Source organism: Pseudoalteromonas sp. BSi20495, from assembly GCF_000241185.1.
Classification (GTDB): Bacteria; Pseudomonadota; Gammaproteobacteria; order Enterobacterales; family Alteromonadaceae; genus Pseudoalteromonas; species Pseudoalteromonas fuliginea.
This window is the reverse complement of the sequence record NZ_BADY01000026.1, coordinates 48,568-62,610: the sequence shown is the minus strand read 5'-3', so window position 1 is coordinate 62,610 and position 14,043 is coordinate 48,568. Positions and strand designations below refer to the sequence as shown.

Sequence of the window (14,043 nt, the reverse complement as noted above, 5' to 3'; positions counted from 1 at the left end):
AATAATAACAGCCAAGCAAAAAGTACTTGGCTGTTAATTAAATAAGCTAATCTAATTTATATGCTTTTTTAACTAACCCATAGGTTAATTGATAAGCTAACGTGTGAGCTGTTTCTTCATTAATTTGATGATTTGCTACCAGCTCGGCTAAATATCGGCAATCTACTCTGCGTGCTACATCATGACGTGCAGGAATTGATAAAAATGCTCGCGTATCATCATTAAAGCCCACCGTGTTATAAAATCCAGCAGTTTCAGTTGCTTGCTGACGAAATCTTAACATACCTGCGGGGCTATCATGGAACCACCATGCTGGGCCTAGTTTTAAACTAGGGTAGTGGCCTGCGAGGGGCGCAAGTTCACGACTGTAAGTTGTTTCATCAAGGGTAAATAGAATAATCTTTAGATTTGGGTTATTTCCGTATTTACTTAACAGCGGTTTAAGTGCATTAACATACTCGGTCTGACTTGGTATATCTGCGCCTTTATCTCGGCCAAATTGATTGAATATTGGTAAGTTATGATTTCGGTGTGCCCCCGGATGAATTTGCATCACTAGGCCATCTTTTATACTCATTCCAGCCAGTTCAGTTAGCATTTGGGCGCGAAAAAGCTCTTGTTCTTGTTCTGTTGCTTGACCTGTACGGCATTTTTCAAAAAGGGCTTCACATTCATTTAAACTTAAATCAGCAGTTAGTGCACTAGGGTGACCATGATCAGTTGCTGTTGCTCTGCCTTCTTGTTTAAAGTAATCACGGCGAGTTTGAATTGCACTTAGATAACCTTGCCATGTAGCAGTATTTTGGCTGGTTAGTTCACCTAGTTTTTTTATATTTTCAATAAAGTCTTCTCGGCTTGCATCAACAACATCATCTGGTCTAAACGAGGTAATAACACGTTTTTCCATCGATGTACCAGCAATCGCTTTATGGTGCGCGAGTGTATCCAAAGCACCTTCAGTTGTTGCAATTAGTTCAATGTTGAATCTGTCCATCAGTGCTTGTGGCTTAAATGCTTTTGTTGCTAAGGCCGCCGTTATTTTTTCATAGTAGTCTTGTGCATTTACAGAGCAAAGTTTTTCTGTAAAGTTAAATACATCACTAAATACCGCATCTAACCAGTAACCACTTGGTGTGCCAGCAAATAGGTGATAATTGTCAGCAAAAATTTGCCACGCTTTTTTTGGATCCGCATTTCTCGAGCGTTCCATATCACCTTCAAGGCCATGCTCGGGGATCCCTAGCGTGGTAAGGTCAATACCTTGGCTGTACAGCATTCTAAATACATAGTGATCAGGTTTAATAAAGAGTTCAGTTGCGTTGCCAAAGTTCTTATTTTCGTTAAACCAACTTGGATCCGTATGCCCATGTGGGCTAATAATTGGTAAATCCTTTATTTTTTCATACAGTTGGCGTGCAATCTTAATAACGCTTGGATCACTTGAGAAAAGACGGTCCGGGTGTAATTTTAATTGTTCAATATTCTTCGTCATGGAAATTCCTGCATTCATTTCTTTTACCTATTTAGCCACCGGTGGCAAATTTTATAAACTTAAATTATTTAGCTTCGAGTACCTGTAAACATGCCTGTGTAATAAGTTGCCACTGTTTATTTATCACCCATTGAGGATTGGCTACCCATGTACCACCTACGGCAAAAACATTACTCAGAGCTAAATATTCTTGATAATTATCTTGATTTATTCCACCTGTTGGACAAAAGCGAACATCTTTAAATACGCTCGATACTGCTTTTAAAAAAGGCTGGCCTCCAGCAAGAGAAGCGGGGAATAATTTTTGTTCATTAAAACCAAACTCTGTTGCAAGTAATATGTCAGAAGTATTTGATACACCAGGTAAGCATGGAACTTCACAGCTAGAAAGCGCATCCAGTAATTTAGAAGAGACGGCAGGAGTAACAATATAATCAGCACCTGCGTTAAGTGCCTTGTCCAAAATATGTGTACTCGTCACCGTTCCTGCACCAACAATAAGGTTTGGTATTGCGTGTTTTATAGCTTTTAAGGCATTAATCGATTGCTCTGTTCTTAATACAACTTCAACAAGATGAATCCCTGATTCGTACATTGCGTTTGCTATATCAATACCTTGTTGTTCATCATTAGCTTGAATGATTGGTAAAATAGGTTGTGATGCCATTAATGCGGAAAACGGTTTATTGCTCATTCATTTACTACCTTTTACTGGGTTATTTTAGCTAATGACATTGGTTGTTTGTTTAGTGTGACATTATCAATTGTAAAATTAGTCACATGGTTAACGATTGATTCATCACCGACTTGGTCAAAGTGGCTGTTTGTTAGCGTAATATCTTTAATTGGATCACGGGCAAAGCCATTAAGATAAAGGGCTTTACTGAGTACATTTTTACAATGTAAGTTGTCTATTTTTATATCGCGGACAATGGGATCAAATTGCCCCGCATCGCCTTCTTCGTAGTAAAAGTTAATTACAATCGCATTTTTAACGGTACCAACTTCAATATTACGAATACGGATGTGTTCAATTAAACCACCTCGAACTGAGTTGGTTTTGATTCTAATAGCACGCTCTAAATGGGGGCTATCCATAGTACAATTTTGTACAAAAACATTATTCACACCGCCAGAAATTTCACTGCCTATTACGACGCCGCCATGACCTTCTTTCATATGGCAGTTTTCAATGACAATATTTTGTGAGGCTGTATTTACTCTGCGTCCATCAGCGTTTCTTCCTGATTTAATTGCAATGCAGTCATCTCCGGTATCAAATACACAATTTTTGATATGGACGTGATTACAGCTTTCAGGGTCGCAGCCATCAGAATTAGGTCCATGGCTTGAAAAAGTGACATCGCAAACCGTAACACTATTACAAAGTACAGGGTTTACTAGCCAAAATGGCGAGTTTTTAATTGTGATACCTTCAATAAGTACATTATTACAGCGATAAGGTTGTATAAAAGGAGGGCGTAAATAAGCGCCATCAGCATAAATGCGCTGCTCAACGGGGATATGTTGCTCAGCATCTCGCATTAACTTATCTCGAGCTGTTTTTTGCTCAATTATCTGGCCATTATTGTCAGTTAAAAGCTCCCAGTGAGCCTCTTTGTGCTTACCTTTCCATGGCCACCAGGTGGTATTATTTGCATTACCTTCAAGAATCCCTTTGCCTGTTATAGCAATATTTTCTTGCTCGAAAGCATAAATAAGCGGTGAATAACCCATCATTTCCAGGCCTTCCCAGCGGGTAAATACAGCTGGAAGATAGTCTTCAGGGCTTGTACTAAAACTGAGTATAGCGCCTTCCTCTAGATGTAAATTAACATTAGAAAGTAGGTGAATTGCGCCTGTTATAAATTGACCTTGAGGAATAATTACCTGTCCCCCTCCTTGGGCGTTACAGGATTTGATTGCATTATTAATTGCGACAGTATTGTTAGTTTTATTATCGCCGTTAGCGCCAAAATCGATAATATTAAATGTTTTATCTGGGAACGAGGGGACTTTAATGGATGATTTAATCGCATCTGCCATTTTCCAGTCATCACCTCTTACAGGGCTGCTTAACATATCGACAAGGGGGGCTGATTTACATCCAACTAACGCTCCTCCAAGTAATGTACTAGATGCAACTGCCTTTATAAAAAATCTACGTGTATTATCCATGTATGTATCCTACAGTGTGGCACCTTATTTATTATTAGTAGTGCTGTTGGTACGCTTAACTAACACGATTAAATATTATTGAGTTAGTTATTATAAATTAACTTTATCAGCCATTGCCACCGGTGGCAATTTGTTTTTGTGATAATTAAAATCACTATAGCTTTTTGATATAAAATAACCGGTAACAAAGTTACCGGCTATTTTAGGTAAGATCATTGTTAGAATGATCCGCGCAAGCCTACTAAAAATTGACGACCAGAGGATAAGCTCTCATAAGGACGCTGGGTATAAATATCATTCCATTGTTCTTGTTTTTCGTCCGTTAAATTAACTGCTTCAAACGACACACTCATCGATTCGCTCAACTCATAGCGAGCAGAAAAGTTAAGTTTAGCTTTTGCATCATAACCACGTACAAAAGTAGATTCATCCTTATATTCATTGAGGTACTGTTTGTTATACCCACTGCGGTAGTTATAAGAAAAACGTGCCGACCAGCTTTCTTCTTCATAATAAAGTGTAATGTTGTACGAATTTTTGGACGTTTCTTCTTCTACCAAATTTAGCTCAGTACCATAAAAAGGGTCTTCAACATCGCGAGAATAATCAATGTAGGTATAGTTTGATTGCAGACCTAAATTATTAAATGGTGCAGGTAAAAATGTAAAAGGTTGCTGATAGATAAATTCAGCCCCCCACATACCCTCGGCATCCGTATTAACGAGTTGAGATACTTGCCAAGTTATAGTACTTGGATCCATATCACCAATATCAATCCCGAGTCGATCCAACTCATCTTGCGTTAATACCTCATCACTACTGTCCTTAGTTAAGCCAGTAATATCTTTATAAAATAATGAAGTTGCAATAAGCGACTCTTCTGCAAAATACCATTCTAGGCCTACATCATATTGTTTCGATTTGTAGGGTTGTAAAGAGGGCCCCGCGCCACGTTTAATTGATGCTGTAGGATCGTTTTCATCAGGGACATTAACACTAATCGATGAGCGTAAATCAGACAATTTAGGGCGAGTTATCGCATGTGAATAACTAAAGCGACCAACTAGATCTTCAGTGATATCGTAAGCAATATTTAACGATGGCAACCATTCGTCACCTTTACTTACTGATTCGCGCCAACTGTAGCCGTTATCAAAATTTGCACCGTCGCCGCGACCTGCTGTGTAACCATCTTTATAGATGTGGTCTAAATTAACGATGCGACTGGTATTTTTATTATCAACATAACGTAAACCTATATTACCGCGCAGTTCATTATCAAAAATGTCGTGCCTAAAGTTAAGTTGAGCATACGCTGTTGTTACTTCTTCTTTAATATAATATGTGCGTTTATATTCTTCTTTAGCTTCGAAAAAATCACGACCTGAAAATGCAGCCATCATTGCATTGTAATCAGGCGTTAACCATGTGCCATCGTTTAGTGTTGATGTGGCAGGTACTGAAGCATCATTACCAAATTTGACACCTTGTTTATCTAACGTAGTTGAAAATAATAAGCCATTTATTTGTGAATTATCTAAATCCATAACGCGTGTTTCAGCACTTTTTCCACTGGTTTTATTTGTTTCAATATTAAGGTCTTTCCACGAAGATCGATAATCATGCTGCTCTGTTTCAAACGAACGTTGACCTACACCAAATTTAACTGTGTATTGGTCATTTATCTCGTAGCTAAAATCGATTTTAACTGTACTATTTTCACTCTCGATTGTTTGAGCGCGGTTACGTGTTAGAGCTGCGGCGTAGTTGTTACCATCTACCATTGAATTTTCTAAATCGGCACGTGTAAATATGGCGCCAGGGGCTTGGCCAGCAGCAAATGCAAATGAAGGCATGGTCGAATTTAACTCACCACTGCCTATTGCTACTCCACCTGGATTATTTATTAACTCCAAAGGGTCAATATTACTATCGTAACTATAAGCAACAGTCGAACCTGCGCTATCGAGTGCAAATGTTCTAGAGTAAGGAACGTCTAAATCAGATTTACCCATACCAACTAAAAAGTTCATTTGGAGGCGATCGTTAATATACCAATCACCAGAAAAACTTATTTGGTCAAAGTCAGACTCAGCCTTATCTTGACGAGCTTCAGAGCGAATAATTGCATTAGAATAGGCTCCCGCTACAATTGTATTGTTATCATCTATATGGATGTTTTCTGGAACAATGTCTTTTTGGTCACGTAACAATACAGAGTATTGATATTCATCCATTGTTGTATCAAGGGCTGCATGTAATATGTCTAAATTCATAGACAGGTTGTCGGTGGGAGCGTATTGAAAAGCAACCGTTGCACCTAAACGTTTTTGCTGCTTAGAAAAAATAGAATAGCGAGGGATACGCGGTAAATATAAGCCATCTAAATTATCATCAGTATAGTTACCATTTTCTTGTAATAGTGTTTTAGGCGAAGCCGTTAAATAGTTAGTGCCGCCTTGCGTTACAGGTAAACCATCATCTTGGTATTTTGGGTTATTGACGGTCCAGCGCACACTTGATGATCCTTCGCTTTGTACTGTTCCATCGCTGTAAGCAACCGATGCTAACACTCCAAATTTGTTATCCCAGTTATTGCTCAGCATAAATGAAATGCGAGGGGATACATCCTCAGAAATGTCGTTGTAGCGGGCGTTTACGTTGTAAGAACCTTTAAAACCATCATACTGAAATGGACGCGCCGTTTGTAAATTAACATTACCTGAAATACCGCCGTCTTCCATTTCGGCAGAAACTGTTTTATCGACATCAATTTGAGTAAAAAGCTCAGATGCAAATACATTATAATCAAATGCACGAGAAGTATTTGAACCACCAGCAGCATCTGTTGCAGCCCCAGCAGATGCTGATTCCATACCGTTAATAGTTGTTTTAACAAAGCGAGAACCTAAACCACGAATCGTGATTTGACGACCTTCGCCGGCATCTTCTTCAATTGAAATTCCGGGTACACGAGCAAGGGAGTCTGCTACATTTAAATCGGGGAATTTACCAATGTCTTCTGCAATAATGGTTTCGCGTGTGCCTACAGCTTCACGTTTTGCCATAAGAGCTGCGTTAATGCTACCGCGATAACCTTTAACTTGAATGATTTCTATGTCATCGCTGTCGTCACTGGCCTTTTGCTGTGATTGCTCAGCTGCAAAAGCATTGCTAGTAATTACGCCACCTAAAATAAGATAGGTCATGAGTGTGTTTAGTTTAAAGTTGTGTGTAATTGCTGCCATTGCGATCCCAGTTGTGTTTTATTGTTATAAATTACATGGCCGTGTCGGTGTTTTGCCATGTGTTTGCTATATTTAACATAAATTACTGAAAAATATATGTTTAAGTAATTTCATTTAAAATGCCAATGAATGAACGATACAAATTGCTACCGGTGGCACGCGATGAAAACTATACCTAAAAATAGCGACTGTCAAATAATAAAAACAATAAAATTAATACTTAGTTCACATAATTTAACATTTAATTATCTGAGATAGACTAGGGTTTGTTTATCTTTCGAGGTTAAATTTACAGCCGTTTAGACAAGGCGGATGCGGAAACTTTGCTCGGTTTTTACTTAGCCCACTAGGTAAAAAACCGAGCAAAGCGATTTAATCGCCCCCTAAATTGAACAAATATCAATCCAAAAAGTTCAACACTCTTTAAGCACAACTGAATAATATATTGACTATATATTATTTTATTTGCCACCGGTGGCAATTGTGTTATTTTTAATAAAAGCCTTTGAATTAAATCAGTCAATTAGCCAAGCGTTATAGCTTATTTCGTAAGCAGGAGATAATAATGATAAAAAAAATAGTAGGCTCAATACTAATATTGAGTAGTTTTTTTGCAATGAGTAAACAAGGTACAACACATATATATATGGCTGGGGATTCAACCATGTCTATTAAAGATGTTAAAGACTATCCTGAAACAGGGTGGGGTATGCCATTCAGCATTTTTTTTAATGAATCAGTTTCGGTGGTCAACTTAGCTAAAAATGGTCGCAGCACGCGTACATTCAAAACCGAAGGGCTATGGAAAAAAATAATAGATAATATTCAAGTTGGTGACTACGTGTTTATTCAGTTTGGCCACAATGATGAATCCAAGAAAAAAATAGATAGGTATACCTCACCGGATCAGTTTGCAGATAATCTTACTCATTTCATTAATGATATTAATGCTAAAAAAGCACATGCTATTTTACTCACTCCAATTACGCGTCGTTACTTTAACAAAATGGGTATTTTAAAAGAGACACACCCTATATACGCTGATAAAGTCCGTCAGGTTGCACAAGAAACAGGTGTTGATTTTATAGATATGGAAAAGGTAACCACGGCTTATTTTCAATCTTTGGGTGATAAAGGTTCTGCACTTCGTTTTATGCACATTGGTGCAAATTTACACCCTAACTACCCATTTGGGGTAACAGATGATACGCATTTAAATCAGCTTGGTGCACGCGAAGTCGCACAATTGGTATTAACTCAACTAAAAATATTGAACCACCCATTGGTAAAAAAGCTACGTACTCCCGATCCAAAGCATTTAAAACTAAAAGGTTGATATTATCAATTAATTTGCTATAGTTGACTTTGTCATCTATTTAGCGTGTAAGGCATGCCCAAAAATGAGTACACCCGTATCAGCAAACCCAGTAATGGTTGAGCCTAAAAAAACACCTGTAATTTATAAAATACTGGTTATGGTAAGTATTATTACCTTAATTGGCGGTACTCTAACTGGCATTATGACTTATGTGAATGTGGGTGTTACAGAGCATTTTTATGTAGATTGGTTTACCTCATTTATAAGTGCAGTATTGGTTATGGCGCCTATTGGTTTTTTAATGATGACCTTAATGCATAAGCTAGCTAATAAGTTATTGCCTACTAGTAGCGAGCTAAAACGTAATTTAGTGATTAGTGTTTTTATGGCGCTGATCATGGAGTCGGTGATGGCGTTTGTTACCGCTACTAATAATATTGGCTATGCAGATATGCGTGTATTTGTAACTGGATGGGCTGAAGGGTTATTAGCCGTATTACCAATAGGTTTAACTATAATGCTGATAATGTCGGTTACGGTAAAACCTAAAATAGAACGCTTTTTAAAAAGCTAAAAACAAAAAAAGAGCCATTGGCTCTTTTTTGTTATTTAGTGTTTACCTGCTCTTTAAATTGCGCCATTCAAAAAAGGTGCTGTTCGGCTTATTTTAGATTGACCTACATCTGTAGGTTTACCTTGCGCTACAATTAAGCCGCCTTCTTCGCCAGCACCGGGTCCTACATCAATTACCCAGTCACTATTGCGGGCTACTTGCATATCGTGTTCAACCATAATGACGGTATTGCCAGCATCAACTAATTTATTTAACTGTGCCATTAACATTGATACATCCGATGGGTGCAGGCCTGTCGTTGGCTCATCAAGAATATAAAGTGTGTTACCGCGCTGCGCACGTTGCAGCTCAGTTGCTAATTTAATACGCTGCGCTTCACCGCCAGAAAGCTCAGTGGCAGGTTGCCCTAAACGTAAATACCCAAGACCTACTTGCATAAGTGCATCGAGTGCTCGCAGTATTGCAGGTTCGTTTTCAAAAAAGGTATGAGCCGATTCAACCGTTAAATTGAGAATATCGCTGATGTTTTTATCACGATATGTAATCTCAAGTGTTTGCTCGTTATAGCGCTTGCCATGACACACTTGGCAAGGTGAGTAAACGCTTGGTAAAAACAGCAGTTCTATACTCACAAAGCCAACGCCTTCACAATTTTTACAGCGACCTTTAGCAACATTAAACGAAAAGCGACCTGCATCGTAACGGCGCTCTTTTGCTTTTTGGGTTGAAGCAAATAGTTTACGCACATGATCAAATAAACCCGTATAGGTAGCTAAGTTTGATCGAGGTGTACGGCCAATCGCTTTTTGATTTACGGTAATCAGGCGGCTTATATTATTTATACCTTCAATGATTTTTCCGCTGGTGTGTGTTTGCAGTTCTTGTTCGAGTAAGTCGGCTTCGTCGGTGGGGGCTTCCGATATTACTTTTTGCCCAAGTGCTTCGTAAACAAGCTCTACTAACGCTTGGCTTACTAGGCTTGATTTACCCGAGCCCGAAACACCAGTAACGGTTGTCATAACACCCAGTGGAAATTCTGCATTGAGTTTTTTAAGATTGTTACGCTCAATATTAGCCAATTTTAACCACGCTTTTGGCTGCCTTTGCTCCTTTTTTTGCGCGCTGTTTTGAGTAGACTCTTGACTGGCGTTTTTAGCAAAAAGGTGGCGACCGGTGTGCGAATTTTTTATTTTTCTTAACCCTTCAACAGGGCCGCTGTAAATAATGTCGCCACCATGGACACCTGCATCAGGGCCTACATCAACAATCCAATCGGCGTGTTTAACAACGCTAACATCGTGTTCAACAACAAATACAGAATTGCCAGCCGCTATTAACTCGTCGAGCGCTTTTAGCAATGCTTGAGTATCGGCAGGGTGTAAACCCGCTGATGGTTCATCTAACACGTAAACCACCCCAAATAATTTAGAGCGAATTTGTGTGGCAAGTCTCAACCGTTGTAGCTCTCCGGGTGAGAGCGTTGGCGTTGTACGCTCAAGCGACAAGTACCCTAAACCAAGCATGGTTAGTGCTTCAATACGGGTAAGAATATCGCTGGCAATGCGCTGCGTAACAATGGCTTGCTCTGGATTTTTTGTATTTTTATTTATTTTGGTATTGGCGGCATTACTTAGTTTTTTAGCAAGCTCGTTTAATGTAAGTTGAGATAGCTCGCCAATATCAAGCCCTGCAAATTTAACACTTAACGATGCTTGTTTTAATTTTTTACCTTGGCAAGTAGGGCACTGCGATATTTGCATAAACTGCGATACGCGCTTTTTTGTACGCGGGCTTTGGGTAGTAGCAAAAGACTGTAAAACAAAGCGTTTAGCGCTTGAAAACGTTCCCATGTAGCTTGGATCTTCGTTATTTTTTATCGCATTTTGTGTTTGCTCATAGGTGTAATCTGGGTATACCGGCACAGTAGGTGTTTCGTCGGTAAATAAAATCCAATCGCGCGCTTTTTTAGAAAGCTTATTCCAAGGCGTGTCTATGTCATAACCAAGCGAGGTAAGTATACGGCTTAGGTTTTTACCTTGCCATGCTGGTGGCCACGCTTCAATGGCGCGCTGGCGAATAGTTTTTGTATCATCTGGCACAAGTAGCTTTTCGGTTACTTCAAACACTCGGCCTATTCCTGAGCATTCTGGGCACGCACCTTGTGGCGTATTTGGCGAAAACGCATCGGCGTAAAGTATGCTTTGCCCTTTGGTATAATCGCCAGCACGAGAGTAAAGCATGCGTAGCGCGTTAGAAATAGTTGTTATGCTGCCAACTGATGAGCGAACCGACGGTGCCCCGCGTTGCTGCTGCAAAGCAACAGCAGGCGGTAGTCCTTCAATAGAATCAACATCGGGCTCATCAACTTGATCTATTAACCTACGGGCGTAAGGCGATACTGAATCAAGATAACGGTGCTGCGACTCAGCAAACAGCGTTCCAAACGCAAGCGACGATTTTCCAGAGCCCGATATTCCTGTAAAAACAACCAATGCGTTACGAGGTAAATCAACGTCTACATTTTTCAAGTTGTGAACGCGTGCCCCTCTTACTTGAATGCTATTACTGGGATCAGATAAATCCATAGTTGAGTTTTTATGTGTGCTTGCCATACGTTTATACTCCTGTTTAATCGCGTTTTTTACTTTAAGTTAGCTTTGAATTATTTACTCTTATTACTCGTTATTACCCTAAAGTAGCGCAAGCACACTGAATGAGCGCTTAGTCTGTAGTGGCGCAACCAAAGCGCTGGATAAAATTACGATGATTGTTTGTTTACATAATAGGTATGGAATGCGAATATAATTTAAACAGTTATTGTTATGTAATTTACTAGGTATTTTACGAGGTAATAAAAAGGAACTAACAGTGAATAAAGCCTTAGTGATTATTTTATTGGTGCTTTCGTGGGCAACCCAAGCCGACTCTATCAAAGCGCTAAATGTTGACCGTGCAGTACCAAATAGCATGCACTTATCGTTTGCAAACGATAGCAACATAACCCCTAAAAAAGGGGATTTTAAAATCGTTAATTATGTATTAATGAGCAATGAAGAGGGCGAACGCTGGGCTGTTATAACGCTAACTAACTTATCGTCGGGCAATCGAGAATTAGGCGAGGAGCACTTACTTGCACTTTTTGCTGACGGCAGCCGATTCATGCCAATGGAATTTAAACTCGGTTTTAAAGGCAACGAAACACAATCGGTAACTGTATCGTTTGCCGATTATAAATTCCCTATTTTAAGTGTGTATTCGAGTAACGATTTGTAATTAATAACGATGCGATAATATTAAATTAGGGATATTTCTAAAATTAAGGATTTTTATGAAGTTTGAAGATGCGCAACAAAATATGAACCTCGCTTACTTCGGTGGTGGAACCGGTGTATTAGTGTCTGGCTTGGTTTGGTGTATAGCTGGCTTTGTCGCATTACTGCATTCAAATCAATCGAGTATGCTTACTTTGTTTTTTGGTGGTATGTTTATACATCCTTTAGCCATGCTACTTTCAAAAGCTCTTAAACGCTCTGGCAATCATGACCCTAAAAACCCATTAGGTAAATTGGCCTTAGAAAGCACTATTATTTTATTTGTTGGTTTGTTTTTAGCGTTTTACGTAGCAAAACTTCAAGCTGAATGGTTTTATTCAATAATGCTGATGATAATTGGTGTTCGCTATTTAGTTTTCAACACATTATATGGCATGAAAGTGTACTGGATTTTAGGTGCTTCGCTTATGTTTTCTGGCATGTTGTGTATTGTATTAAATGCCAATTTTGTAATCGGCGCCTTTATTGGCGGGATAACCGAAATAGTATTTGCGCTAGTAATATTTGCCCAATCGAAAGGTATGGTGTTAAAAACAGAATAACAAGCTCTTATAATCGCAAAATAGTATGCTGTTGGTGTTACTCTTCAGCTTGGTATACAGCAAAGGCTTTTAAAGTATTGAGTATCTGCAAATTGCATGTAGCTATTAGTTGGCTTAGAGCGAAAAGCGGTCATTGAAAAGTTAAATTAGCATTATTAAACGCCGTATTGGGGTGTTATGAGCCCCCAGGATTGTGTTCGATATATTGCAATATGATCTTCATCATATTGCTTGACAACAATAAGAACACAGCCTAAGATTGTACATAACAACGCCCGCTACTCCTTAATTGGAAGTCAGTGGGTTTTTTTTGTCTATAAAAAAGGAAATTTTGTGGCCTACCGTGTTTATGATAAAGAATACCAGTCCCCAGAAGATCTAGTTTTATATATGAAAACGAAAGGTTTAACTGTTGGTGACGAGCAAAGTGCCCAAAAATTCTTAGAAAATGTAAATTATTACCGTTTTAAGATCTACCTCTGGCCATTCTTAGATGCAACCTTGTCTTCATATGTCCCTCATTCAACTTTCGAGCAAGGAGTTGAGTTATATCGATTTGATGAAGAGCTGCGCAATTTTATCTTCACTATAATTTGTAAAATTGAGATTAAATTACGTTCAAAGCTAGATCAAGTTGTAGCTTCTTATTCAAATAACCCATTTTGGTATCTTGAAAACGAGCTTTTCATTAAAAATAAAATTTACTCTATGGATGGTGTCAGAGCAAGCTTAGCATCCTACTTTCAGCAATCTCAAGATGACTTCTCTAAACACTTTAAAGACAATTATTACAATGAGGTAAATGCTAACTTTAAGCAGTTACCACCGTTTTGGGTTCTAACAGAGCTAGCTACCTTTGGGCAAGTTAGAACTGTTTATTCATCTTTAGAAAAGTCTATTTTTCAAGGGGCTCAGAATACAAATGAACTAAATACACTTGCTCATGACTTTGGAGCTAAAAATTACAAAGAGCTTAATAATTGGATTACAGCCATTAGAGATGTGAGAAACCGCTGTGCCCATCATTCAAGGGTATGGAATGCTAACCATCGGCAGGCTGGCGGAGTTTTAAATAAGTTAGATCCTAAATACTTACCTACAAATAATAATAAGATTTATTTATTCTGTGTATTGTTAAAACTAATTGATGACCGTTTGGGTATGGGGTTTGACATAAATATAACATTACAAAGTCTTTTCAATAAGTATCCTGCAGCTCAATTAAAATGTCATTCAGCTGGCTTCCCTCATGATTGGCACAAAGATGATATCTGGGCTAAATAATATATCAAATCGTTAAGGGGTAAAAATAGAAAAGACACCCACTCAAAATTTTGCACTTTTACGCTCAAAGTACTA

The 14,043-nt window shown here is 38.6% G+C and carries 10 protein-coding genes; 5 read left to right on the top strand and 5 right to left on the bottom strand.

Annotated features, from left to right (window positions below):
- Positions 1 to 46: 46 nt before the first annotated feature.
- The 4 genes from uxaC to P20495_RS15960 form a co-directional block, all read right to left on the bottom strand.
- Positions 47 to 1,492, bottom strand: a complete 1,446-nt coding sequence (uxaC, locus tag P20495_RS15945; protein ID WP_193371848.1) for a glucuronate isomerase — start codon at positions 1,490 to 1,492, stop codon at positions 47 to 49.
- A 64-nt stretch (positions 1,493 to 1,556) separates the two neighbouring features.
- On the bottom strand, positions 1,557 to 2,186 hold the full coding sequence (eda, locus tag P20495_RS15950) for a bifunctional 4-hydroxy-2-oxoglutarate aldolase/2-dehydro-3-deoxy-phosphogluconate aldolase (protein ID WP_008134458.1): 630 nt from the start codon (positions 2,184 to 2,186) through the stop codon (positions 1,557 to 1,559).
- A gap of 14 nt (positions 2,187 to 2,200) precedes the next feature.
- Positions 2,201 to 3,670, bottom strand: a complete 1,470-nt coding sequence (locus P20495_RS15955) for a glycoside hydrolase family 28 protein (protein ID WP_008134457.1) — start codon at positions 3,668 to 3,670, stop codon at positions 2,201 to 2,203.
- A 218-nt stretch (positions 3,671 to 3,888) separates the two neighbouring features.
- Complete coding sequence (locus P20495_RS15960; protein WP_008134456.1) at positions 3,889 to 6,918, bottom strand: TonB-dependent receptor; 3,030 nt, start codon at positions 6,916 to 6,918, stop codon at positions 3,889 to 3,891.
- A 565-nt stretch (positions 6,919 to 7,483) separates the two neighbouring features.
- On the opposite strand from P20495_RS15960, the gene P20495_RS15965 reads away from it, so the two are divergent.
- Both P20495_RS15965 and P20495_RS15970 read left to right on the top strand, forming a co-directional pair.
- Positions 7,484 to 8,254, top strand: a complete 771-nt coding sequence (locus P20495_RS15965) for a rhamnogalacturonan acetylesterase (RefSeq protein ID WP_007377242.1) — start codon at positions 7,484 to 7,486, stop codon at positions 8,252 to 8,254.
- Between the two features lie 64 nt (positions 8,255 to 8,318).
- A complete protein-coding gene (locus P20495_RS15970) occupies positions 8,319 to 8,810 on the top strand; it encodes a DUF2798 domain-containing protein (protein WP_008134455.1) in 492 nt (163 codons plus the stop codon).
- A gap of 53 nt (positions 8,811 to 8,863) precedes the next feature.
- Here P20495_RS15970 and uvrA read toward each other — a convergent pair whose 3' ends face one another.
- Entirely contained in the window at positions 8,864 to 11,422 is a 2,559-nt protein-coding gene (uvrA, locus tag P20495_RS15975; protein WP_008134453.1) for an excinuclease ABC subunit UvrA, read from the bottom strand.
- Positions 11,423 to 11,678: 256 nt separating this feature from the next.
- Here uvrA and P20495_RS15980 point away from each other — a divergent pair, with 256 nt between their 5' ends.
- From P20495_RS15980 to P20495_RS15990, 3 genes are all read left to right on the top strand, one after another.
- On the top strand, positions 11,679 to 12,083 hold the full coding sequence (locus P20495_RS15980; protein WP_007375644.1) for a hypothetical protein: 405 nt from the start codon (positions 11,679 to 11,681) through the stop codon (positions 12,081 to 12,083).
- A 55-nt stretch (positions 12,084 to 12,138) separates the two neighbouring features.
- Positions 12,139 to 12,684, top strand: coding sequence for a hypothetical protein (locus tag P20495_RS15985; protein WP_008134451.1), 546 nt, complete (start codon positions 12,139 to 12,141; stop codon positions 12,682 to 12,684).
- 333 nt (positions 12,685 to 13,017) lie between these two features.
- Entirely contained in the window at positions 13,018 to 13,968 is a 951-nt protein-coding gene (locus P20495_RS15990) for an Abi family protein (protein WP_008134450.1), read from the top strand.
- Positions 13,969 to 14,043: the final 75 nt, after the last annotated feature.